Consider the following 23,292-nt stretch of genomic DNA (forward strand, 5'->3'; position numbering starts at 1 on the left):
CGCGTCCGGCGGCCACCGCCTCAGCGCGGCCGACAATTTCAGCCCGTCCGGCGTTTGAGGACGAGGCCCGTTCAGGGCCGATGCGGGGTCCGGGGGCGCAGCCCCCGGTACCACCTCCGCCGAGTCCCTACCGCACGTACAGCTCGATCGTCCCGTCCGCCGCCGCCTCCACCCGCACCCGGGTGAGATCCGGCACCACGACATCGGGCTCGTGCAGATCAGCGCGGGGTCCGACACCGACCACCCGCATCCCCGCCGAACGTCCGGCCAGGATCCCCGCCGCGGAGTCCTCGAAGACGATGCAGTCGGCCGGGTCGACGCCCAGCTCCGCGGCGCCCTTGAGGAACCCCTCGGGGTCCGGCTTGCTCGCGCCGACCGACTCGGCTGTCACGCGCACGTCGGGCAGGCCGAGACCGGCGGCGGCCATCCGGGCCGTCGCGAGGGCCTCGTCGGCCGAGGTCACCAGGGCGTGCGGAAGGCCGCGCAGGGAGGCCAGGAACTCGGGGGCGCCGGGGATCGCGACGACACCCTCCGTGTCGGCGGTCTCCTCGGCGAGCATGCGCGCGTTGTCGGCGAGGTTGTGCTCCACGGGACGGTCGGGCAGCAGCAGCGCCATGGAGGCGTAGCCCTGGCGCCCGTGCACCACCTTCATGACCTCGCCCGCGTCCAGACCGTGCCGCTCGGCCCAGCGCCGCCAGACGCGCTCGACGACGGCGTCGGAGTTCACGAGGGTGCCGTCCATGTCCAGCAGCAGGGCGCGGGCGGTGAGGACGGTGGGCACGGTGGTGACCGTCATCGGCAGCTCCAAGACGCAGAGGTGGGGGTCGCGGGTGGACCCCGGGGAGACAAAGCGCCCCGCCCGCCGGTCAGGGAAAACGGGCGGGGACCACTTTGTTCCTCAACGGTACAAAACCTGGCCCGGATCCGCCACCGCTTACGGCAACAGTTCACCCGCCGTTCAGCTCAGCCGGCCACGGCCTCCCACAGGCTCCACACGCCGAGCGCCATCATCAGCAGGGCCGCGATCTTGGTGATGAGCGCCAGCGGCACCCGCTTCATCAGGGCCTTTCCGCCGACGATGCCGAGACCGGCCACGGCCCACAGCCCCAGCACGGCGCCGAGGCCGACGGAGAGCGGGTCGTCGTAGCGGGCGGCCAGGTTCGCCGTCATGATCTGCGTCAGATCGCCGAACTCGGCGACCAGGATGAGCATGAACCCGGCACTCGCGACCTTCCAGAAGGTCTGGTTCTCGGGCTTGCGGACCTCCTCGTCGTCCTCGCCCTTCTTCAGCAGCAGCACCGCGGCGCCGCCCAGGAACAGGACACCCGTCAGCGCGTGCACGATCTGCTGCGGCAGCAGCGTCAGCACGCTGCCGGCCGCGACCGCCAGCACGACGTGCAGCAGGAAGGCGGCGGCGACGCCCGCGAAGACGTACGAGGCGCGGTAGCGGGTGCCGAGCACGAGGCCGGCGAGGGCGGTCTTGTCCGGCAGCTCGGCCAGGAAGATCACGCCGAACACGAGCGCGGTGACGGTGATGCTGATCAAGATTCCTCAATCGGTCGGGGCCGCCCCACCGAGAGTGTGTGATCGAAGAGGACACCTCGGCACGGCAGCACACACGGATGTGTCCTGCTCTGCCGAAGGTCTCGCTGGCCGGCCCCTGGTCAGGGCCTGCCTCCGGGCGCCGGCTCAGACGAGCTGAGCAGTGTGTCGACGGTCCGGCGAAGAGCTACTCCCCTTCTGCGCCGTCCATGGTACGCGACAGAAGTTCGAACCTGAACCTTGTCGTGTCATGCACACGTCACTAGCTTCTAACCGAACACTCACTCTCCCGCAACACGGCGCGGCGAGCATTCCCTCGCTCGCCCGCCAACGCCCCCACACAGCAAGGGAGTTCGCATGTCGAAATTCTACGCGCGTCGACGCCTCAGCATACTCGCCGCGCTCACCGGCATGGTGGTCTCGGTCGGACTTTTCAACGGCCCGACCGCCTCCGCCGCCCTCCCCACCCCGGTGAGCGCCGCCACCGCCCGCACCTACCTCGCCTCCCTCACCGTGGCCGCCGAGAACCGCACCGGCTACAGCCGCGACCTCTTCCCGACCTGGGACACCATCAGCGGCACCTGCAACACCCGCGAGTGGATCCTCAAGCGGGACGGCACGAACGTCGTCACCAACTCCGCCTGCACCGCCACCAGCGGCAGCTGGTACTCCCCCTACGACGGCGCCACCTGGACCGCCGCCTCCGACGTCGACATCGACCACCTGGTGCCGCTCGCCGAGGCCTGGGACTCCGGGGCCGGCAAGTGGACCACCGCCCAGCGCGAGGCCCTCGCCAACGACGTCACCCGTCCCCAGCTCCTCGCCGTCACGGACAACGTCAACCAGTCCAAGGGCGACCAGGACCCCGCCACCTGGGTCCCGTCCCGGTCCGCGTACGTCTGCACCTACGTCCGCGCCTGGGTCCAGGTGAAGTACTACTACAAGCTCTCGGTCGACTCCGCCGAGAAGACGGCGCTCACGAACTACCTGTCCTCCTGCTGATCGTTACGCACCGGACCTCCCCTCCCACCTCCGTCGTTCCGTACCGTACGGGGCGACGGAGGAGGGTGATCACGTGGCCGAACTGCGCCTGGGTCCGCTGCTGAGGTACGCCGACGGCTCATCCGCGACCGTGTGGGTCGAGGCGAGCCGTCCGTGCACCGCCGAGGTGCGCTGCGCGGACGGTTCCCGCGGCGAGTCCCGCACCTTCCAGGTGGCGGGCCATCACTACGCGCTGGTGCCGGTCACCGGGCTGACCCCGGGCACCACCACACCGTACGAGGTGTTCCTGGACGGCACGCCCGTGTGGCCGCTGCCGGACTCCTCCTTCCCGCCCTCCGTCATCAGGACCTCGCTCGACGGCGCCGATCTGCGCGTCTCCTTCGGCTCCTGCCGCTGGGCCGCGCCCGACGCCGACGTGCACGACCCCGTCGGCCCGGACGCCCTGGACACCCTCGCCGGGCGCATCGCGGCCGACCCGGACGGCGAGCGGCCGGACGTGCTCCTGCTGCTGGGCGACCAGGTGTACGCCGACGAGACCTCCGAGGAGACCCGGCGCTGGCTGGCCGCGCGGCGCGACCTCAGCGACCCGCCGGGCAGCGAGGTCGCGGACTACGAGGAGTACACCCGGCTCTACTACGAGTCCTGGCTCGACCCCGAGATCCGCTGGCTGCTGTCCACCGTGCCCAGCTGCATGATCTTCGACGACCACGACGTCATCGACGACTGGAACACCTCCGCCGCCTGGCTGGAGGACATGCGGGCCACGCCGTGGTGGCAGGAGCGGCTGCTCAGCGGGCTGATGTCGTACTGGGTGCACCAGCACCTCGGCAACCTCTCGCCGACCGAGCTCGCCGCCGACCCGCTGTACGCGGCCGCGCGCGAGGCCCCCGACGCCACCGACGAACTGCGCGCCTTCGCCGCCAAGGCGGACGCCGACGCCGCCTCCGTGCGCTGGAGCTACCGGCGCGACTTCGGCCGCGTACGGCTGCTGATGGTGGACAGCCGCGCGGCCCGCGTCCTCCAGGAGGACAGCCGCTCGATGCTCGACCCGGGCGAGGCGGAATGGCTGCGCGAGCAGACCCTGGCCGACCGCGGCTCCTACGACCACCTCCTCGTCGGCACCTCCCTGCCCTGGCTGCTGCCGCACCTCGTGCACGACGCCGAGGCGTGGGACGCGGCGCTCTCCCGCGGGGAGCGAGGGGCGCGCTGGGCGCGGTTCGGGGAGAAGCTGCGGCGCAAGGCCGACCTGGAGCACTGGGCGGCCTTCCCGTCCTCCTTCGACGCGCTGGCCGACCTGTTCGCCGAGGCGGGGTCCGGACCGGAGGCCCCGGCGAGCGTGCTGGTCCTGTCGGGAGACGTCCACCACGCGTACGTGGCCGAGCCGACGTGGCGGGACGGCGGGCCGGACGCCCGCGTCCTCCAGCTGACCTGCTCGCCCGTCCACAACTCCGTGCCCGGGTACATGCGGTGGGGCTTCCGCTTCGGCTGGAGCGCGCCCGCCCGCGCCCTCGGCCGCCGCATTGCCCGGCACGGCCGGTGCGAGCGGCCGCCGGTCACGTGGCGCAAGAAGGGCGGCCCCTGGTTCGGCAACCAGCTCATGACGCTGACCCTGAGGGGCCGTTCGGCACGGCTGCGGCTGGAGCAGGCGCGCGGGAACGGGGTGCTGGTGACGATCGAGGACACGATGCTGACGCCGGAGTGAGGTACGGGCGGGCACGGTTCGTGAACGACCTGTGCCGATCACACACGCCCCCCATGAATCTCCTGCCACACTCCAGGCGTACGCTGTATGGCTGTCATGGCCGCCCCCGCCGCTCCCTCGCGACGTCGCGGCACGGGTCGGCCCACGGGGGAGTCACGGGGAGTATGCGGTGCTGGAGAGTATGGAGTCGCTGACCGGCGGCCCCTGGATCTACGCGATGGTCGTGGTGTCGGTCCTGCTCGACGTGTTCCTGCCGGTGCTGCCGAGCGGCGTGCTGGTGATCACGGCGGCCACGGCGGCGGCCGCGGGCTCGGCGACCGGCAAGGTGCCGCACGCGGTCCCCGACATCCTGGCGCTGACGTCCTGCGCGGCCGTCGCCTCCGTCCTCGGTGACCTGGTCGCCTACCGGCTGGCCTGGCGCGGCGGCGAACGCCTGGACCGGGCGATCGCCCGCTCCCGCCGGCTCACCAGCGCGCAGGAACGTCTCGGCGCGGCTCTCGCCCGCGGCGGCGGCGCCCTGGTCATCCTCGCCCGCTTCGCCCCGGCCGGCCGCTCGGTCGTCTCCCTCGGCGCCGGCGCCGCCCACCGTCGCGTCCGCGACTTCCTCCCCTGGTCCGCCCTGGCGGGCCTGACCTGGGCCGTCTACAGCGTGGCCCTCGGCTACTACGGCGGCCAATGGCTCGGCACGACCTGGCTGGCGACGGGCGTCTCGGTCCTGGCCCTCTTCGCCGCGGGCGCGGCGGCGGCCTTCCTGATGCGCCGCCCGGCCAAGGCCTGACGGCGTCTGAGGGCGCGGGACCTCAGGCCCGCACCTTCTGCCCCCGTACCTCCAAGCCCGCCAGCAGTTCCGCCGTCGCCTCCGCGACGGCGGTGACCGCCTGGTCGAAGACCTCCTGGTTGTGGGCGGCGGGGGCCCGGAAGCCGGAGACCTTGCGGACGTACTGGAGGGCCGCGGCCCTGATCTCTTCCTCCGTCGCCTCTTCGGGCAACGCGGGCGGGCGAAGGGTCTTGATGCTTCGGCACATGGGACAAGTCTCGCCCAACTCCCGCACAGCTGCGATGATCCTTTGCCAGGCGGCCACCGAACGGGGCCGACCGACGAAGGGACGAACGCATCATGGCGAACGACGAACTCACCGTGGCCGTCCTCGGCCCCGGCGGCATCGGCGGACTCCTCGCGGCGCTGCTCGCCCGCACCGGCCACCGCGTGATCTGCCTGGCCGGCGAGGAGACCGCGAAGACGCTGGCGACGGACGGAATCCAGGTCCGCAGCGGCCTGTTCGGCGACTTCACCGCACGCGTCGAGGCCGGCACCGAGCTGCGCGAGCCGGTCGACGCCTGCCTGATCACGGTCAAGCACACCAGCCTCGGCGCCGCGCTCGACCGCCTCCCGCCCACCGCCCTCGGCGACGGCCTCGTCGTCCCGTTCCTGAACGGCGTCGAACACCCCGCGACCCTGCGCACCCGCTACCGCCCCGACCGCGTCGCCCCGGCCGTCATCCGCGTCGAGTCGACCCGCGTCGCCCCCGGCGTGATCGAACACGGCAGCCCCTTCGCCGAGATCGACCTGACCGGACAAGGCGTGGACCCGGCCCGGCTCGACGCGCTCGCCCGGGCCCTCGACGCCGCCGGCCCGGCCACCCGCGTCCTCGACGACGAGACCGCCGCCCTGTGGGCGAAGATGTCGTTCCTCGCCCCCTTCGCCCTCCTCACCACCCGCCACGCCCTCCCCCTGGGCGACGTCCGCACACGGCACCGGGACGAGCTCACGGCCCTCGTCGCCGAGACGACCGCCGTCAGCCGCGCCTGCGGCGGCCCGGGCGACCCCTACCAGGCCATGGCCCGCTACGACGCCTTCCCGCCGCAGACCAAGTCCTCCATGCAGCGCGACGCCGAAGCCGGCCGCCCCCTCGAACTGGACGCGATCGGCGGCGCGTTGCTGCGCGCGGCCGAGCGGCACGGCATCGACGTACCGGTGGCGGAGCGGGTCGTGCGGGAGCTGAGGGACGGCACCCGCGGCTGATGTCGAGAACGGCCCGGCGGCTCCGTCCCGGATGCGGACAAGCCGCCGTGGCCCCACCCCCACCCAAGGGAGACCCAGCATGGCGATTCAGCGCATGGACAACGTTCTCATCGTGGTCGAGGACCTGGAGGCCGTCATCGCGTTCTTCGTCGAACTCGGCATGGAGGAGGAGGGCAGGTTCCCGCTCGAGGAGCGCTGGGCGGAGCGCGTCATCGGGCTCGAGGACGTCCGCCAGGACGTCGCCATGCTGCGGATCCCGGACGCCCCCGGCCGCATCGAGCTGGCGAGGTTCCATACGCCGAAGGCGGTCGCCGGCGTCCCGGACGACGCCCCGTCGAACACACTGGGCATCCGCCGCGTCATGTTCGCCGTCGACGACATCGACGACACCGTCGCCCGCCTGCGCCGCCACGGCGCCGAACTCGTCGGCACCATCGAGCAGTTCGAGAACGTCTACCGGCTCTGCTACGTCCGTGGCCCCGAAGGCATCGTCGTCGGGCTGGCGGAGGAGCTGGGCTGACAACTCGTTCGCGTGAACCCCGGGAAGGAACTCGCATCCCAAAATCGAACAGGCGTAGCATTGCGCCGTGGCAGCGACCTATGACTTTCCGAGTGACCTCCTGGCCGGTCAGGAGGAGCTGCATCAGGTCCGGGCCGAGCTGTCGGCCCTGCTCAAGCGGCTCCCCTGGTCGGTGGAGCCCCTGGACGGCTTCAGCGACGAGAGCGGATGGCGCAAGATCGAGCGCCCCGCCTCCCCCGGCTGGACCGCCGACGAACAGGCCGAGGTGGAAAAGCTCCGGCAGCGCGAGCACGAACTCGCCGTCTTCGTCAGCACCCACCGCTTCTGGGCGGAGATCACGGACGCCGACCGCGTCGACGCCCGGACGAGACTGAAGCACGCGCACGAGGCCTGACACGACAAGCCCCCGGCCGCGAACGGCCGGGGGCTTCCTCGATGTGGGCGCGGACGGTTTCGAACCGCCGACATCCTGCTTGTAAGGCAGGCGCTCTACCCCTGAGCTACGCACCCGGGACAGGCCGACAGCCTACCTTGCCGCTGCCGGTGCCCCGCAAACCCGTATCGGGGCCGGTCAATGCGGGGGTTTACCCCACCCCGGATCCGGGAGCGGCCCGGATCCCGCCGCGCTCTCCCGGTCCGTACGTTCTAAGTGCCGTCATCGGCAGCACGTTCCGAAGCGCCTCGCATCGACGCCACATCCACGCTCCAGGGGGAGATCAGTCATGGTCCGTACCGTCACCGCTCGTGCTGTTCTCGCCGCCGGGGTCGTCGTGGTTCTCGCCGGGACCGTCGCCGGCTGTGGGGCGTCCGCGGGGGACGACAAGGATCCCGATCACCGGTCGTTCGCGCTGCGGGGGCACACCCTCACCGTCGACTCGGACGACTCGGCGCTGGAGATCGTCGCCGCGGGCGCGAGCCCGGAGGGGAAGGTCGAGGTCACGCGGTGGTTCCAGGGGTCGGTCGCGTTCGGCAAGGATCCCAAGGTGTCCTGGTCCATGAAGGACGACCGGCTGACGCTGCGGATGAAGTGCTCCGGCGTCGTCGCCGACTGCTCGGCCAAGCACCGGATCGAGGTGCCGCGCGGAGTCACCGTGAAGGTGGAGGACGGCGACGGGAGCGTACGGGCGCGCGGGTTCGAGGACGCCTTGAGCGTGCGTACGGGCGACGGGTCCGTGCACGTCACGGACTCCACCGGCCCGCTCGATCTGCGCACCGGCGACGGCTCCGTGCACGCGGAGGTCTCCTCGCGGAAGGTGCGCACCGAGACCGGTGACGGCTCCGTGCACCTCGAACTGGGCGCCGTGCCCGACCTGGTGGACTCCGTCAGCCACGACGGCTCCGTGACCGTCGCGCTGCCCAGGGCCACCTACCGGGTGACCACGAGGACCGGCGACGGTTCGGTGGACGTGTCGGTGCCGCGCTCCGACTCCAGCGGGCACGTGGTGTCCGCGCGGACCGGCGACGGGAAAATCACGGTCCGGACCGCGAACTGACCGGCCTGTGTGTTCGTCCCTAACCGGTGGGAGAATGAAGCGAGGCACCGGCCAGGACGGATGACAGCACAGGAGAGGGATGTGACGGCGACACCTTCGCAGTCGGACTCGCCGTCGGTGCCGCGTGCACACCGCCAGGCAATCAAGGACACCCTCACCCTGGTCGCACTGCCGCTCCTCGCAGCGCCGGCGCTGGCCGCCGCGTTCGCCGGCGGCGGCACCCGGCGCTGGTTCGGCGGCCGGGCCGAGAGCCAGCGGGCCGAGGCGCAGGCCGCGAAGGACGCCGCGGCGGCCGCGTTCTACGAGCTGGACACCGCCCAGCGCGATCTGCGCATCTCGATCGAGACGATCATGGCGGTGGACGACTCCCCCGCCGCCCGGCGCGCGGTCACCGACTTCGAGGCGCTGGGGCGCCGTATCGACGAGGTCAGCCATCAGTACATCGAGGCGGTCGACGCGCACGACCTCGACCGCGACGACCTGGAGGCCGCGGCGGCGGCGCAGGCGCGCACCGAGCTGACCCGGGCCAAGGACGAGCTGACGAACGTCAAGCGGGAGCTGGATCGTTTCGGTGACAGTCTCGGGCCGCTGCTCGGAAAGGCCGAGACGCAGCTCGCCCGGCTCGCTCCGGCGGTCGAGCGGGCCCGGCAGGGGCTGCTCGCCGCGTCCAACGCCCTCGACGCCGTACGGGAGACGGGGCTGAAGGCCGACGATCTCGCGGCCCGTCTCGCCGCGCTCGCCCCCGAGCTGACCAAGCTGAACCAGGGCGCGGGGCAGCACGGGGTGCCGCAGACGGTAGAGCGGGCCGAGCGGGTGGCGCGGGAGGCCGCGGCGGTCCGGGCGGAGGCGGAGCGGCTGCCGGCGAAGGCCGCGGAGATCGACCACCGGCTCGTCTCGCTGCGTACGCGCGCGCAGGCGCTGACGACGCGTGCCGGGCAGGTGGATCCGGTGCTGAGCGAACTGCGGCGCCGGTTCGTGGCGGCGTGCTGGCAGGACCTGCAGCATGTGCCGGAGCAGGCCGGGGAGAACGTCCGGCAGGCCGAGTTGAAGCTGAAGGAGGCGCAGGCCGCGCGGGACGAGCAGCGCTGGCCGGACGCGACCTCGCTCCTGTCGACGGTGCGCGCGCTGCTGAACACCACGGACGAGTCGGTGTCGGCGGCCCGTGATCGGCTGCAGCGGCTCAACGCCGTGCAGAAGGACCCGCAGCAGGAGATCGACCGCACCCGCTTCGCGATCCGGGACGCGCAGCGCCTGGCGATGACCGGGCGCAGCACGCCGGACCCGAGGCATGCCCGTCCGCTGGACGACTCGGTGGCCCGGCTGGACCGGGCGATCGCGGGTCTGGAGGGGCGCCACCCCGACTACTGGCACTTCCTGACGGAGACGGATGCCGTACGGCAGACGGTGGCGCGGGTGGTCTCGCAGATCCGGGAGGAGCGCGGGGGCGGGCACTGAGCCGGTGCCCCCGCGCGGGCCCGGCTAGCTGCGGTAGGCGTAGTAGGCGGCGTTCGGGTAGGCGGCGATCACGCTGGAGAGCGACCGCCGGTAGGTGTCGTTGCTGTGGTAGGTCATGTAGGGCATGCCGCTGACGCTGCGGTAGGTGGTCATCATCGAGTGGTCCTTCGACCCGTCCTTGTCGAAGTCGATCTGCAGGACGTCACCGACGTCCATCTGGTACGCGTAGGCGAGCGCGGTCGTGCGCTTCGTGGTCTGCGTGAACCAGGACCACTCGTTGACGCCGACCCAGGTGTCGGAGTCGGCGGACTTCTTGGAGTACCAAGTGCCGTAGTCCGTGGTCGAGTTCGTAATCTGCTTCCAGCCGCCGGCGTAGAGGGACTGGCTGAGGAAGTTGGTGCAGTCCCCGCCGTCGCCGTTGTAGTGGCGGTAGGCGGAGTTGTAGTTCTGCCAGTACTTCTCGGCGTAGGCCGCCATCGCCGCGTACGGGTACTTGGCGCCGCTGCCGAGGTTCTTGGCCTTGGCGGGGGCGGGGTAGGTGAGGGCAGAACGGGGCGCGTCGATCACGTCGTTGGGGCGGACGACGGCGCCCATGCCCACGGGGAGGGGCGCGTTGACGGGGCGGGGGCCCTGGTCGGTGAGGTGTTCGCCGGTGAGCTGCCAGGTGCCGTCCCGGCGTGCGGCGAAGGTGAGTTGGTGGTGGGCGACGAAGGCCGTGGTGTCGGGTTCGTCGCCGCGGATCTTCGCGTACGTCAGGGTGGTGTTCTCGGTGACCTGGACGGTGGCGGTACGGCCCTGCAGGCGGACGCTGTCGACGGTGACCTCGGTGTCGGAGCCGGTGTAGGCCTCGCCGAGGGAGGCGAGCCGGGAGCGGGTGCCGTGCAGGGTCTCCAGGGCGCGGGTCTGGGCCGTGGCCTGCGCGGCGGCCAGCGGCACGCCGCCGGCCGTCTTCAGGGCCGTACGCCCGGCCGGGGTCCCTTCGACGAGGGCCTTCGTGCGGTCGGTGAACAGGGCGTCGGCGGCGCGGCCGAAGGTGCTGGTGGTCGCCGGGGCCGGTGCGGCCTCGGCCGCGTGGGCGGCCGGCAGGGGCAGCAGGGCGGCGGCGGACAGGGACAGGGCTGCGAGGGCGGCGCAGCGGCCTGTGCCCGCGACGGTCTTGCTCGGTCTCACTGGGTCTCCTTGCGGTGGGGGGTGTTTCATCTCGCGACCGTCGACCAGTCGGGGGACTGCGCGGGGTCCAGCCCGCGCAGTCTCGCCAGGGTCTCCGGCTTCTGCACGTCCAGCCAGTCGGCCAGTTCCCTGAAGGACACGCACTTGACGTCCTTCTTCGTGCAGACGTGCTCGACGACCTGGTCGACGGCCTTCATGTAGATGCCGCCGTTCCAGTCCTCGAAGTGGTTGCCGATGAACAGCGGGGCGCGGCTGCCGTAGTACACGCGGTCGAAGCCGGCCAGGTAGGAGGCGACGGTCTGGTTCTGCCAGTCGGGGTAGTCGGCGGGGTTGCCGTCGGTCTCGCCGTGCGACTGGTTGTAGAGGAAGTTGAAGTCCATCGACAGGCCCTGGTAGGTGCCGCCCTCGTAGGGGAGCATCTGCAGCGGGAAGTCCCAGACGCCGTTCTTGCGGGCGGGCCAGATCTGGAAGTCGCCGGCGGAACTGGCGTCGTAGCGCCAGCCGTAGTTCTTGGCGGCCTTCAGCAGGTTCTTCTGGCCTTCCAGGCAGGGGGCGCGGCCGCCGGTGACCTCCTTCCGGAAGTCGAAGGGCAGGGCGGGGATGTCGCGGTAGCCGGTGTTGGTCCGCCAGTTCTCGGCGAACCGGTAGAACTGGTCGATCTCGCTCTTCCACTCGGCGACGCTCCAGTCGCCGCCGCCCTTGCGGCCGCAGAAGTGGCCGTTGAAGTGGGTGCCCATCTCGTTGCCCTGCTCGTAGGCGAGGCGCAGTTGCTCCAGGGTGGTGCGGATGTGCGCGCCGGTGGCGTAGTCGATGGCGGCGGCGCCGGCCGGGTGCTGGGGCGGGTGGTAGAGCCTGGCCTTGCTCTTGGGCAGGAGGTAGATGCCGGTGAGGAAGAAGGTCATGTGGGCGCGGTACTTCTTCGCCAGTCCGCGGTAGTGCGAGAAGAGGTGGTCGCTGCCTTCCAGGGCGCCGTCCCAGGAGAAGACGACGAACTGGGGCGGTTTCTGGCCCGGCTTGAGCGGCTCGGGCTTCAACTGGCCTTTCTGGGGGCCGGTGTAGGAGGTGGAGCCGTCGCCGAGGATCTCGGTCCTTCCGTTCCAGGCGGGTGGTGCGGTGGGTCGGGTGGCCGTGGCCGCGGACTTGGGGCGGTCGCCCGCGGAGGCGGCGGGGGCGGTTTCGTCCGGGCGGGTGAGGACGAGGAATCCGGCGACGACGGAGGCGACCACGAGCAGGGCGGTCAGGGTCCGGACCTGCGGGCCGGCCGGGCGTCGGGCGGGCGGTCTGCGGCGCCGGCCGGTGGGCGGTTTCGGGTGGGGCATGCGGTGGTCATGAGGCATGCGGTGCTCAATCTGCGAGGGGGGTGGGGGGTGGTGGTGCGGGCCTCGGGGGTCAGCCGAGGCCCATCGCCTGCGACCAGACGGCGTAGGGGACGCCGCCGGCGGAGCCGCCGGCCAGCCCCTTGAGCGGAAGCGGCTCGAGGGAGCGGGTCAGGTCCATGCGGTACACGACGACCGCGGTCGACACGGAGGCGGCGGAGCCGGCGTACCAGGCGGCGGTGTCGTCGGCGGTGGTGCCGGAGGTCCCGGCGGCCCTGGGGGTGGACACGGTGGGGTGGGCGGTGTTGAGGGAGTCGGTCAGCGCCGCGGAGACCTGTTCGGCGACCCGGGCGCCGATCGCCCGCCGCGCGAGGGGGGTGCGCAGCTTCACCGCGGCGCCGTTGCGGGTGATACGGCGCACCGAGTACGGCTCGGTGTGCAGGCCGGCCGCGGCGAACGTGGCGTACGCGCTCGCCATCCGGATGGCGCTGGGGGTCGAGCTGCCCGCGGACAGCGCGGGCACCTGCGGGCCGATGCTGGAGGCGAGCAGCCCGGCCGCCTCGGCGGTCCCGCGCACCCGGTCCAGGCCGGTGTCCATGCCGAGCTGTACGAAGGGTGCGCCGACGGACTCCTCGAGGGCCTTGCCGAGGGCGATCCGCCCGTAGGACCGGCCGTCCAGGTTGTGCGCGACGGCCTTCTTGCCGCTGCGGTCCCAGTAGGGCCCTTCGGGGGTGGTGACGGTGACGCCGTCGTCGCCGTCGTAGAGCGTCTGCGGGGTGACCGGGGTGGGGGGTCCGGAGCGGGTGGTGCGGATGCCGTGTTCCAGTGCGGCGGCGTACACGAAGGGCAGGAAGGCCGAACCCGCCTGCACGGTGGTCGCGTTGGACTCGTTGTAGCCCTGTCTGCGGTGGTCGGGGCCGCCGTACACGGCGAGGATGCGGCCGTCGGCGGCCACGGACGCTGCACCGTAGTGGGCGGTGCGGACCGTCTGCGGGTGCTTCTTCCGCGCCGCCTCGCGGGCCTTGGTCACGGCGCCGGTGAGCGCGGTCTCCCGGCGGCGGTCGAAGGTCGTGTAGATCTGGTAGCCGCCCAGGTCGAACTGCTTGTCGGAGATGTGCGCGGTCTTCTTGGCGTACTGCTGCGCCAGCTCCACCAGGTAGTCGCTCTGCTTGCCGGTGTCGTAGACGCGTGCCGACTTCAGGGGTTCGGGGAAGGTCCGGTATCTGGCGCGTTCGGCCGGCGACAGCTTGCCGGTCTTGACCATCCGGTCGAGGATCCAGGACCAACGCTCCACGGCGCGCCGGTGGTTGGCCTTGGAGAGGGTGGGGTCGTAGAGGCTGGCGCCCTTCAGCAGGGAGGCGAGGAAGGCGGCCTGACTGACGTTCAGGTGGGTGACATCGTTGCCGTAGTAGGCCTGGGCGGCGCGCTGGATTCCGTAGGTGCCGCGGCCGAACCAGCTGGTGTTGAGGTAGCCCTCCAGGATCTTGTCCTTGCTCATCCTGTTGTCGAGCTTGAGGGCGATCATCGCCTCGGTGAGCTTGCGGCCGACCGTGCGGTTCTGGCTCAGGTAGACGTTCTTGACGTACTGCTGGGTGATGGTCGAGCCGCCCTCGGTGTCCCCCTCGCCGACGGTGCGCCACAGTGCGCGGGTCAGGCCCTTGAGGGAGATGCCGGGGTCGGAGTAGAAGCTCTCGTTCTCCGCCGCGAGGACCGCGAGGCGTACGTCCTCGGGGATGTCCTTCAGCGGCATGTCCTGCCGTCGCACCCACCCGGTGCGGGCCATCGGGGTGCCGTCGGACCAGAAGTAGACGTTGTCCTGCTGGGTCGCGTAGCTGTTCAGGTTCCGCGGTATGTCCGTGGCCGCGTAGGCGGCGCCCAGGAAGAGGACCACGGCGCCCACCGAGGCCAGTGCGGCTCCCAGCAGCTGGCGTAAGGAGGGGATCCAGCGGCGCCAGCCGGTGCGGCCCGGCCGCGGGTAGGCGGGGCGGAGGCGACGTAACGCCGCCCGGGGGGACCGCTTCGGTGCCGCCCGGCGGCGGCGCGGCCGGCGGTGGTCAGTCGCCCGGCCCCTTCCCTGCACTGTCCCGGTCACGCGCGAAAGCTACCAACGATCTTCGCAGCATCTCCACATGCGAATCCCACAGGAACATTCACATACCGACTGGTTCGGAACATGAAGACTGTGGGATTTAGATCACATCTGCAGCCCGCGCGCCCGGCTAGTCTGGTGGCATGCCTCGCTATGAGTACCGCTGCCGGACCTGCGGCGACACGTTCGAAATGAGCCGTCCGATGGCGGAGTCGTCCGCCCCCGCGGCGTGCCCCGCCGGGCATGCGGACACGGTGAAGCTGCTGTCGACGGTGGCCGTGGGCGGGACCGCGTCCGCCCCCGCGGCGCCGCAGGGCGGAGGCGGGGGCGGTTGCTGCGGTGGAGGGTGCTGCGGCTAGGTCGGCTCGGGTGCGTCGTCGGGTGCGAGTGCTTCGTGGTTGCTCGCGGCCACGCGGCGGTAGCCGCACATCGGACAACGCCCCGCGCCCCTAAAGGCTCACAGTTCGCGTCTCTTTCAGGAACTCCCGGAGGATTCGCTCCCCTGCCAGTACCCCCCGCTCCGGCAGCGCAGTGATCGCCGGGGCGGTCCAGTCCGCGTCCGCGAGTTCGCCGTGGCCCGGGCGCCAGCCCTTGTCCGCGGCGAGGAGCAGGTCGGCGTCGAGGAGTGAGTCGCCCGCGGCCAGGGTGAGTTCGGCGCCCGTGCGGCGCGCGACCTCCCTCGTCGCGGCGCTCTTGGTGAGCGGCTTGGGGACGGCGTAGATCTTGCGGCCCTGGAGCGAGACCGTCCAGCCGCGGTTCTCCGCCCAGACCGCCAGCTCCTTCAGCCAGTCCTCGGGCAGCAGTTCGCGCTCGACGACGAGGTAGGCGAAGAGGTCCTCGGCGACCCGGTGCTTGCGCACCCACACCGGGTCCGCCGTCGCCAGCAGATGCTCGCGCACCTCGTCCAGCGGCGCGCACTGCTCGGCGAGGCGTGCCGTCACCCGGGCGTGCCAGTCGAGGTCGGAGACGCCGTCCACCAGCAGATGGCCGCCGTTGGCGCAGATGGCGTACGTCGGCTGCGGGCCCGGCAGGTTGATGCGCTGGTACTGCTTGCGGGTCCGGGTCGTCGTCGGCACGAACACGGCCGCGTCACCGAGGTCGGTCAGCAGCCCGGCCGCCGTCTCCGTCATGAACGACAGCGGCCTGCTCTCGTGCACCTCCACGCACAGCAGCCGGGGCGCCCGTGCGTCCGGCATGGTCAGCGCGAGGGCCGCCGCGGAGTAGATCAGCGTACGGTCCAGGTCGCTCGCCACCAGTACCGGCATCAGACGTTCACCGCCCGGCCGTCGGCACCGGTCGCGCCGCGGGTGTAGCGCGGGTGGATCAATCCCACGCAGGTGTACGGCAGTTCGCCGACCTCCTCGACGGGGACACCCCGCTGACCGGCCAGCAGCCGTACGTGGTCCAGGTCGGCGCCCGCGCCGGCCCGCGCCAGGATCTTCCAGGGCACCCGGCGCAGCAGCACCCGCGTGGTCTCGCCGACGCCCGGCTTGACGAGGTTCACGTCGTGGATGCCGTACTCCTCGCTGATGCGTTCCACGGCCGCCCAGCCCTCCCAGGTCGGCGTGCGGTCGCCGGACAGCAGCTCCTTGGCCTGCGCGCCGACGGCGTCCGCGACCTCGGGGAAGCGGGCGGCGACGGCGTCCAGGAAGCCCACCGAGACGTCGGCGCCCGCGAGTTCGCGGTAGAACTTGGCGCCGTGGAAGTCGTACGGGCCGACCAGGTCCGCGCGCAGCACGGTGCGCGATATCAGGCCCGAGACGGTCGAGTTGAGGCACGCGGAGGGGATCAGGAAGTCCTCCCGGGTGCCGTACGTGCGCACGCAGGAGCCGGGGTCGGCCAGCACCGCGATCTCCGGGTCGAACCCGGTGACGCCGTCGGACGCCTCGAACTCCTCGATCGCGGCGGCCAGTTCACGGGTGATCGCACCCTTGCCGGTCCAGCCGTCGACGAACACGACGTCGGCGGGGTCGTGGTGGGCGGCCAGCCAGCGCAGGGCGTTGGCGTCGATGCCGCGGCCGCGCACGATGGAGACGGCGTAGTGCGGCAGGTCGAGGCCGTGCCGGAACTGCGCCCAGCGCCGCATCAGGACGCCCACGGGGGTGCCCGCGCGGGCGAGCGAGACGAGGACCGGCCGGGGCGAGCGCTCGGCGAGCACGATCTCGGTGACGGCGCCGACCGCCTGCGCCAGCCGGACGGCGGTCGTCTCCAGCGCCGCGTGGTACAGCTCCTGGTACTGCTCGCTGGGCTGGTACTCGACGGGCAGCGACTCGGCGTAGTGCGCGCCCCCGCTCTGGATGGCCTCCTCGCGCTCCTCGGTCGGCGCCTCCAGCGTCACGTCCGAGAGGTCCTGGAGCAGCCAGCCGACCTCCTCGGGCGCGTACGAGGAGAAGGCGGGGCCGCGGAGGGGCTCGGGCAGCATGGCGGGCCTTTCGGGGACGTACGAGGGCACGACCGCGAGGACGACGTGCGGGGTGTGCTCCGCGAGGCGGGCCAACAGGCCGTCCGGCGCGTGCAGTTCGGGGGTGTCGGCGGCGGAGTCGACCACGGCGATCACGGCGTCGAAACCGGCGCCGGCGACGTTGTAGGCGTACCGCTCGCCGGGGCCGTCGGCGGGGTCGTCGTGTGCGGGGAACACCATGCGGCTGCGTATCGCGTACCCGGGGTCGTCCACCGCGAGGACCGGTGAGCGGGTGGTGGTCGAGTACCGCACCTCGGCGTCGACGACCTGCTCGAGCTCCCGGGCGAGCCTGAGCGGCGCGTACATCAGCTCCTCGAAGCCGAGGGTCAGCACGCGGCGTGCGTCCACGGGGAGCGCCTCCGCGAGACGGGCGGCCATGGCGGGGAGCGCGGTCTCGAGGCGGGCCCGGTGGGCGGGGGTGAAGCCGTGCCGGCCGCCGTCCGGCAGGTTGCGTGGCCAGTTCAGTTCCACGCGCGTGACCGAGCGCGGGTGAGCGGGAGCTGGTCGCGCAGTTCCCCGCGCTCCTGGGGAGTCGGAGTCGGCCGCCACGGCAGCGTCTTTCAGGGGCGCGGGGAACTGCGCGACCGGCCACGACGCACCCGCGGCCGACGAACCACCCGGCCCGGCACCAGCAGACTCGTGCCGCGCGACCAGCTCGCGCCCCTTCTCCAGCACCCCCTCGGGCAGCCGTACCGTGCCCGAGGCGGCCGCCACGAGGTCGACCCGCGCGCCGATCTCCGCCGCGAAGTCCGCGAGCCGCCCCGCGTCGGCGGACGACCGCATGTCCACCAGGGCCACCACCACGTACCGCCGCCGGGGATACCGCTCGTGCAGGTCGCGCACGGTGTTCAGCACCGTGTTGCCCGTGGAGAACTCGTCGTCGACGAGCACCAGCGGGCCGTCCGACGCCAGCAGCGCCGGATCCTCCGGCAGCAGCAGGTGGGAGGTGGCGTGCGAGTGCGACTCCTCGAAGCCGCCCGCGGCAGCCACTCCCGCGACCGGGCGACGCGTGGAGTGCAGATAGGGCGCGAGCCCCAGGCCGTCGGCCACCGAGTGGCCGAGGCCCGTCGCCGTCTCCGCGTACCCGAGCACGACGGCCGCTCCGGCCTCCTCGCCGAGCAGGTCCCGCACCCGGCGGCCGAGGGTGAAGCCGTACCCGTACACGACGGACGGCGACTGCGGTACGTGCTTGCCGAGCACGTGGGAGACGAGCAGATGCGCCCGCTTGGGATTGCGCCGCAGCGCCAGCCCGAGCAGGTCGGTCAGCGCGTCGTCGCCCACGAGTTCGACACCGAGCCGCTCTGCGACCCAGCTGCCGGACCAGACCCCGTTGTTCACTGCGTTGATCATGCGTCCCTAGGTAGTGAGGCTCAGCCGGTCACGCCGGCGGCGAGCAGGTCCACGAAGCTGACGTCCTCGCGTGCGACGCCGAACACCTCGGCCCGCAGCATGGTCCGCTCGGCCCACGCGCGATGCGGCTTCACCTCGTTCATCTTGTTGGTGTACGCCGACCTCAGCACACCCCCGCCGCCGCGCTCGGGCCGCAGGATGTCGGCGGCGTCGCCGAACTCCTCGTGGCTGACCACGGACAGCGCGTGCACGGGCAGGACGTGGGAGGGGTGGATGCAGGTCTTGCCGAGCAGGCCGTTGGCCTGGTCCAGGGAGATCTCCCGCAGCAGCCCGTCCATGGCGTGCTCGATCAGTTTCTCGCGCAGCTCGACGGCCTGCCCCTCGAGGAAGGGGCTGGTCCGCAGCATCGGCTTGAACATGCGCTCCGGGACCCGGAAGTACTCCCACACCGGCCCGGTCACCGTGAACCCGGTGCCGTCGACCCGCCCCAGCAGATTCACCACGTCGGAGATCACGGAGGCCACGACATGGATGTCGTACGCGGTCATGTCGGGGGCCCGGCGCAGGCCGTACGAGGAGCAGAAGTCGGTCACGCCGAGCCGCAGCGCGAGCACGCGGTCGCGGTACTTGTCGACGACGCGGGCGATACCCTCCAGGCTCTCCACCCGCGACTCGCGGTAGAGCAGCTCGGGCGACTCCAGCACCGGCATCGCGAACAGCCGCCGCCCGCTCGCGGCCTCGGCGCTCGCCAGGGCCTCCAGGAAGGGGATGCCGCGCTCCTCGGTGAACTTGGGCAGCACGAAGCCGGACAGCAGCCGGACCGACGGCCCGAGCCGCTCGACGAGATCGGGGATCTGCTCGGGCGTACGGACCCGGACGAACAACAGCGGAAGGCCGGAGCCGCCGCCGTCCCGTGCGTCCAGCTCGGCGAACTGGCGTACGAGGTTCTCCTCCCCCGCCACCACGTCCGCGTCGTCGATCGAGTCCTCCAGGCACAGCACCATCGAGACCACGCCGCGCGCCGCCTGCTTGACGATGTCGTCGGCGAGGTGCGGGCGCGTGCTCGGGCTGTAGAGCGTGGCCCCGAGGGCCGCGGCGAGCAGCCGGGCCGGGGAGTTCGCGTCGAACTCGCACGGCTGCTGATGGAAGAGGCGCTGCCGCACCTCAGGGGCGATGTGCCCGAAATGACGCATAGGACTCCCCCGTGGCGCAAGGTAAAGCTGTGGATTCGTAAAGAGGTGGCCGGTAATAGTACGTAGAGATCCATGTCAGGGGTTCCCGCCGGGCATGAATTTCTGGTAACTCGGCCATGTCGGCGGCGCTGCGGGGCACCGTCGAAAGGGCCGCGGAGCATGCACCCCGCGTTGTCGTGACCAGGACCGAGAGGGCAGGATGACCGCATGACGCACGCGATGCTGAAGGGGTCGAACGTCCCGCTCGAGGCAACCACGGTCCGCGCGGTGCTGCGCTGGACGCCCGGGCAGGGGGTCCCCGACGTCGACGCTTCCGCGCTGCTCCTCGGCCCCGGCGGTCGTGTGCGCTCCGACGAGGACTTCGTCTTCTACAACCAGCCCCGGCACCCCTCCGGGAAGGCGAGGTGGCTCGGCAAGAAACGCGTCGCCGACGGCCTCACCGACACGATCCAGACAGATCTGGCCGGAGTCGAGTCCGACGTCAGCCGGATTCTCCTGGTCGCATCGGCCGACGACATCACCTTCGACCGTGTACAGGGGCTGCGCATCCTGCTGTACGACGCGTCGGCAGCCGAGGACGAGGCGGCGCTGCTGCACTTCGACATCAAGCCCCAGACCGGCCAGGAGACGGCCCTGATCTGCGGGGAGCTCTACCGCCGGGAAGGGCTGTGGAAGTTCCGCGCGCTGGGCGAGGGCTACTCGAACGGCCTGAAGGGCCTGGCCACGGAGTTCGGCATCTCGGTGGACGAGTCGGAGGCCGCGGCCGACGTCGCGCAGGCCCCGCCGGCCACCACGGCCGTGCCCGAGTTCTCCCAGCCGCTGCCCCCTGAGCAGCCGACCGCGGTCCCGGCCCAGCCGGCCTACGGCTACCCGCAGCCGCCGCTCACCACCCAGCCCGCCTACGGCTACCCGCAGCCCGCGGCGGCCGTGGCAGGCACCCAGTCCGGCTACGGCTACCCGCCCCCGGTCACCTCGGCCCCGGACCCGGACTTCCGCCTGCCGCCCCAGGGCCCCCAGTTCATCGGCCGCTGACGGGCCGGTCCCAGGGGGGTGCGGGAAACTGCGCGACGAGCCACGAACGCCCCGCAGCCGCCACACAACCGCACGCACCGAGCTCTCAGGCATGCCCCGCCGACGCCCCGCGAGGGATCAGCGGTCGACCTTGGACTTGTAGCCCCGACCCCACTGCAGCCCCCACCCGTAGAGGCGGTCCAGCTCGGCCTGGAAGCCGTAGACGAACTTCACCTCGCGGCGGACGACCAGCTCGCCCTTGACGTTCTCGATCATCACGACCGCGCACGAGCGGGCCTGCGGGTGGCGTTCGTCGAGGTGGATCTCGATGCGCGGGCCGTTGCTCGGGTACAGCGTGACGATCGCGTGCGTGCGGTCGAAGGCCGGCGTCTGGTCGTAGATGTAGACGAAGACCAGCAGGCGCTTGATCTGCTCGCGGTGGTCGAGGTTGACGTACATCGTCTCGCCGGACGCCGAGCCGAACCGGTCGTCGCCGCTGAGCTTCACGTACGGCGCCGCGTTGACGTCCCCGAAGTAGCCTCCGAGGGGCTGTACGACCCCCTTGGTGCCGTCCATGAGCTCGTACAGGCAGCCCAGGTCGAGGTCGACGTTGACCATGCTCTGGCCGTGGCCCATGATCTCGGCGGGCTTGAGCGCCTTGAAGGGGTGCCGGAACAGCGACTCCCGCGGCGAGCCGCCTATGTCGGAGGTCCGCATCCGCCAGCTGAGGTTGACCCGCAGATGGCCCGTGGCCGCGCCCTGCTTGGTCAGCGAGACCTGGTGGTGCCGTTTCGTCAGCTCGATCGCGTTCGTGGCCGCGCTGCCCGAGTCGAAGTCGGCGTCCCGCCCGCCCCACAGCCCGTCGAAGAAACCCATTCCCGCCCCCACCCGTCACCCGGGTCGCGGCGGACCCGGCCTTCCTCGAAAAAACCGGCGGGGCGGCCGGAGGCCGGCCGCCCCGCACAGAGCGTTCCCTCACCCGCGGGTGCGACACACCTGACGGGCGAAGCGGGCTGGATCGAGCCCGGCGAAGAGGTCGATCCCTACAAGGAGGTCGAGACCTCGGTCTTCTCGTCCGAGCCCGCGTCCCCCTCCGATTCCGCGAGGGCGCGGTTGCGGCGGACGGAGGACCAGAAGGACCAGGCGATCAGGATGACGCCGACGAGGCCGGTGATGACCTCGTTGATCTCGTACTGGATGGTCACCATCAGGATCACCGCGAGCGCGCCGATCGCGTAGTGGGCGCCGTGCTCGAGGTAGACGTAGTCGTCCAGGGTGCCCTGGCGCACCAGGTAGACGGTGAGCGAGCGGACGTACATGGCGCCGATGCCCAGGCCCAGCGCCATCAGCACGATGTCGTTGGTGATGGCGAACGCGCCGATCACGCCGTCGAAGGAGAACGAGGCGTCCAGGACCTCCAGGTAGAGGAACATGAAGAACGCGGCCTGCCCGGCCAGCACCACCGGCGACTTCTTACGGCCGGTGCGGGCGGCTTCCTCCTCCGCCTCGTGCTCGCGTTCCTCCTCTTCCTCCAGCCGGTCCTCGAAGAAGCCGGAAAGGCCGCCCACCACCATGTAGGTGATCAGGCCCGCGATGCCGGCGATCAGCACCGTCTGCGCCTTGTCGGCGTGGCCGCCGCCGTGCTGGTGGGCGTGGGTGGCGAAGGTGAAGGACGTGATCAGCAGGACGATCAGGGCGATGCACACCGACAGCATGTCGACCTTGCCGAGCTTGGCCAGCGGCCGCTCGATCCAGCGCAGCCACTGGATGTCCCGGTCCTCGAAGATGAAGTCCAGGAAGATCATCAGCAGGAACATGCCGCCGAAGGCCGCGATCGCCGGGTGGGCGTCGGTGACCAGTTCCTGGTAGCGGTCCTTGTTGTTCAAGGCCAGGTCGACGGCCTCGATGGGCCCCATCTTGGCGGTGATCGCGACGATGACGACCGGGAAGACCAGCCGCATGCCGAACACCGCGATCAGCACACCGACGGTGAGGAAGATCTTCTGCCAGAAGGCATTCATCTTCTTCAGGATCCCGGCGTTGACCACCGCGTTGTCGAACGACAGGGAGATCTCCAGGACGGCCAGGATCGCCACAATCCCGAAGGCCTCCCACCCCCCGTAGAAGACCGCCGCGACCAGACCGAGCGCGGTAATCGCGAACGACCAGCCGAACGTTTTCAGAAGCACTGGCTACCCAATCCTGTAGGTACGGGTCTCCCCCGCGCCGTACTCGGCTTTACGAAACATTGACTCCGAAGTCTAGAGCGATGCCCCGCAGCCCGGACGCGTACCCCTGACCTACCGCACGGAATTTCCATTCGCCCTGGTAGCGGTAGAGCTCACCGAAGATCATCGCGGTCTCGGTGGACGCGTCCTCGCTGAGGTCGTAGCGCGCGAGCTCCTGGCCGTCTGCCTGGTTGACGACGCGGATGAAGGCGTTGCTGACCTGTCCGAAGGTCTGTCCGCGCTCGTCGGCCATGTGGATCGAGACCGGGAAGACGATCTTGTCGCACTGGGCCGGCACCTGGCCGAGCTCGACCAGGATCGACTCGTCGTCACCCTCGCCCTCACCGGTGAGGTTGTCGCCCGTGTGCTCCACCGAGCCCTCGGGGCTCTTGAGCTGGTTGTAGAAGACGAAGTACTCGTCGCCCAGCACCCGCCCGCCGTTGCACAGCAGGGCACTGGCGTCCAGGTCGAAGGGTGCGCCTGTGGTGGAGCGTGCGTCCCAGCCGAGCCCGATCATGACCTGCGTGAGGTTGGGTGCGGCCTTGGACAGGGAGACGTTGCCCCCCTTGGCGAGCGTGACGCCCATGATGCTGGTCCTCCCCGAGATGGTGCTTTTTGGTTGTCCTGCGCGGCCGGGGGGGGGGGAAAAAAAGGGGGGGGAGAAGAAGGAAAAAACCATTCCCCCCCCCCCCCCCCCCACCCCCCCCACACCCCCCCCCCCCCACCCGCCCTCTCCC

At 71.3% G+C, this 23,292-nt stretch carries 22 protein-coding genes and 1 tRNA gene; 10 read left to right on the plus strand and 13 right to left on the minus strand.

The annotated features are described in order from the left end of the window. Positions 1 to 127: 127 nt before the first annotated feature. Positions 128 to 796 (minus strand): HAD family hydrolase, encoded by a 669-nt coding sequence (locus ACFU97_RS01255; protein ID WP_384249198.1) that lies wholly within the window; start codon positions 794 to 796, stop codon positions 128 to 130. Between the two features lie 167 nt (positions 797 to 963). After that, positions 964 to 1,545, minus strand: a complete 582-nt coding sequence (locus ACFU97_RS01260; RefSeq protein WP_384249200.1) for a TMEM165/GDT1 family protein — start codon at positions 1,543 to 1,545, stop codon at positions 964 to 966. A 354-nt stretch (positions 1,546 to 1,899) separates the two neighbouring features. Here ACFU97_RS01260 and ACFU97_RS01265 point away from each other — a divergent pair, with 354 nt between their 5' ends. The 3 genes from ACFU97_RS01265 to ACFU97_RS01275 all read left to right on the plus strand — a co-directional run bounded on the left by ACFU97_RS01265 (position 1,900) and on the right by ACFU97_RS01275 (position 5,024). Further along, entirely contained in the window at positions 1,900 to 2,544 is a 645-nt protein-coding gene (locus ACFU97_RS01265) for an HNH endonuclease family protein (protein ID WP_384249203.1), read from the plus strand. Positions 2,545 to 2,617: 73 nt separating this feature from the next. Beyond that, positions 2,618 to 4,246 (plus strand): alkaline phosphatase D family protein, encoded by a 1,629-nt coding sequence (locus ACFU97_RS01270; RefSeq protein WP_384249205.1) that lies wholly within the window; start codon positions 2,618 to 2,620, stop codon positions 4,244 to 4,246. A gap of 169 nt (positions 4,247 to 4,415) precedes the next feature. Further along, the gene (locus tag ACFU97_RS01275) at positions 4,416 to 5,024 is read left to right on the plus strand and encodes a DedA family protein (RefSeq protein ID WP_384249207.1); all 609 of its coding nucleotides are present in this window, start codon (positions 4,416 to 4,418) and stop codon (positions 5,022 to 5,024) included. Between the two features lie 22 nt (positions 5,025 to 5,046). Here ACFU97_RS01275 and ACFU97_RS01280 read toward each other — a convergent pair whose 3' ends face one another. Next, a complete protein-coding gene (locus tag ACFU97_RS01280) occupies positions 5,047 to 5,271 on the minus strand; it encodes a DUF2277 domain-containing protein (protein WP_384249209.1) in 225 nt (74 codons plus the stop codon). A gap of 92 nt (positions 5,272 to 5,363) precedes the next feature. On the opposite strand from ACFU97_RS01280, the gene ACFU97_RS01285 reads away from it, so the two are divergent. From ACFU97_RS01285 to ACFU97_RS01295, 3 genes are all read left to right on the plus strand, one after another. Next, positions 5,364 to 6,269, plus strand: coding sequence for a ketopantoate reductase family protein (locus ACFU97_RS01285; RefSeq protein ID WP_384249211.1), 906 nt, complete (start codon positions 5,364 to 5,366; stop codon positions 6,267 to 6,269). 79 nt (positions 6,270 to 6,348) lie between these two features. Further along, complete coding sequence (locus ACFU97_RS01290; RefSeq protein ID WP_384249214.1) at positions 6,349 to 6,789, plus strand: VOC family protein; 441 nt, start codon at positions 6,349 to 6,351, stop codon at positions 6,787 to 6,789. 67 nt (positions 6,790 to 6,856) lie between these two features. Next, positions 6,857 to 7,183, plus strand: a complete 327-nt coding sequence (locus ACFU97_RS01295; RefSeq protein ID WP_384249216.1) for a hypothetical protein — start codon at positions 6,857 to 6,859, stop codon at positions 7,181 to 7,183. Between the two features lie 44 nt (positions 7,184 to 7,227). Here the strand turns inward: ACFU97_RS01295 and ACFU97_RS01300 are convergent. Beyond that, a tRNA-Val gene (locus ACFU97_RS01300) sits at positions 7,228 to 7,299 on the minus strand. Positions 7,300 to 7,511: 212 nt separating this feature from the next. Between ACFU97_RS01300 and ACFU97_RS01305 the strand changes: the two genes are divergently transcribed. Continuing rightward, entirely contained in the window at positions 7,512 to 8,282 is a 771-nt protein-coding gene (locus ACFU97_RS01305; protein ID WP_384249218.1) for a DUF4097 family beta strand repeat-containing protein, read from the plus strand. An 81-nt stretch (positions 8,283 to 8,363) separates the two neighbouring features. Beyond that, positions 8,364 to 9,737, plus strand: a complete 1,374-nt coding sequence (locus ACFU97_RS01310) for a hypothetical protein (RefSeq protein ID WP_384249220.1) — start codon at positions 8,364 to 8,366, stop codon at positions 9,735 to 9,737. Between the two features lie 24 nt (positions 9,738 to 9,761). On the opposite strand, the gene ACFU97_RS01315 is transcribed toward ACFU97_RS01310, so the two are convergent. The 3 genes from ACFU97_RS01315 to ACFU97_RS01325 form a co-directional block, all read right to left on the minus strand. Continuing rightward, positions 9,762 to 10,907 carry an amidase domain-containing protein gene (locus ACFU97_RS01315; protein WP_384249222.1) on the minus strand — a complete coding sequence of 382 codons (1,146 nt, stop codon included), beginning with the start codon at positions 10,905 to 10,907 and terminating at the stop codon, positions 9,762 to 9,764. Between the two features lie 26 nt (positions 10,908 to 10,933). Next, complete coding sequence (locus tag ACFU97_RS01320; RefSeq protein ID WP_384249224.1) at positions 10,934 to 12,226, minus strand: hypothetical protein; 1,293 nt, start codon at positions 12,224 to 12,226, stop codon at positions 10,934 to 10,936. Positions 12,227 to 12,296: 70 nt separating this feature from the next. Then, the gene (locus ACFU97_RS01325; protein ID WP_384249227.1) at positions 12,297 to 14,315 is read right to left on the minus strand and encodes a transglycosylase domain-containing protein; all 2,019 of its coding nucleotides are present in this window, start codon (positions 14,313 to 14,315) and stop codon (positions 12,297 to 12,299) included. Between the two features lie 140 nt (positions 14,316 to 14,455). On the opposite strand from ACFU97_RS01325, the gene ACFU97_RS01330 reads away from it, so the two are divergent. Continuing rightward, the gene (locus ACFU97_RS01330) at positions 14,456 to 14,671 is read left to right on the plus strand and encodes a zinc ribbon domain-containing protein (protein WP_384249229.1); all 216 of its coding nucleotides are present in this window, start codon (positions 14,456 to 14,458) and stop codon (positions 14,669 to 14,671) included. Between the two features lie 90 nt (positions 14,672 to 14,761). On the opposite strand, the gene ACFU97_RS01335 is transcribed toward ACFU97_RS01330, so the two are convergent. The 3 genes from ACFU97_RS01335 to ACFU97_RS01345 are packed head-to-tail and all read right to left on the minus strand — an operon-like array spanning position 14,762 to position 19,316. Continuing rightward, a complete protein-coding gene (locus ACFU97_RS01335) occupies positions 14,762 to 15,577 on the minus strand; it encodes an HAD family hydrolase (RefSeq protein ID WP_384249231.1) in 816 nt (271 codons plus the stop codon). Then, positions 15,577 to 18,123, minus strand: coding sequence for a phosphoribosyltransferase (locus ACFU97_RS01340; protein WP_384249234.1), 2,547 nt, complete (start codon positions 18,121 to 18,123; stop codon positions 15,577 to 15,579). The genes ACFU97_RS01335 and ACFU97_RS01340 overlap by 1 nt, the downstream gene beginning before the upstream one ends. Before the next feature lie 20 nt (positions 18,124 to 18,143). Further along, positions 18,144 to 19,316, minus strand: coding sequence for an HpcH/HpaI aldolase/citrate lyase family protein (locus tag ACFU97_RS01345; protein ID WP_384249237.1), 1,173 nt, complete (start codon positions 19,314 to 19,316; stop codon positions 18,144 to 18,146). 207 nt (positions 19,317 to 19,523) lie between these two features. Here ACFU97_RS01345 and ACFU97_RS01350 point away from each other — a divergent pair, with 207 nt between their 5' ends. Continuing rightward, a complete protein-coding gene (locus tag ACFU97_RS01350) occupies positions 19,524 to 20,348 on the plus strand; it encodes a TerD family protein (RefSeq protein WP_384249239.1) in 825 nt (274 codons plus the stop codon). Between the two features lie 117 nt (positions 20,349 to 20,465). On the opposite strand, the gene ACFU97_RS01355 is transcribed toward ACFU97_RS01350, so the two are convergent. The 3 genes from ACFU97_RS01355 to ACFU97_RS01365 all read right to left on the minus strand — a co-directional run bounded on the left by ACFU97_RS01355 (position 20,466) and on the right by ACFU97_RS01365 (position 23,141). After that, positions 20,466 to 21,203 carry a Tellurium resistance gene (locus ACFU97_RS01355; RefSeq protein ID WP_384249242.1) on the minus strand — a complete coding sequence of 246 codons (738 nt, stop codon included), beginning with the start codon at positions 21,201 to 21,203 and terminating at the stop codon, positions 20,466 to 20,468. Between the two features lie 167 nt (positions 21,204 to 21,370). Continuing rightward, a complete protein-coding gene (locus tag ACFU97_RS01360; RefSeq protein ID WP_384249245.1) occupies positions 21,371 to 22,516 on the minus strand; it encodes a DUF475 domain-containing protein in 1,146 nt (381 codons plus the stop codon). A gap of 49 nt (positions 22,517 to 22,565) precedes the next feature. After that, a complete protein-coding gene (locus ACFU97_RS01365) occupies positions 22,566 to 23,141 on the minus strand; it encodes a TerD family protein (RefSeq protein ID WP_384249247.1) in 576 nt (191 codons plus the stop codon). Positions 23,142 to 23,292 lie beyond the last annotated feature (151 nt).

This window comes from Streptomyces sp. NPDC057616 (genome assembly GCF_042800575.1).
GTDB lineage: Bacteria > Actinomycetota > Actinomycetes > Streptomycetales > Streptomycetaceae > Streptomyces.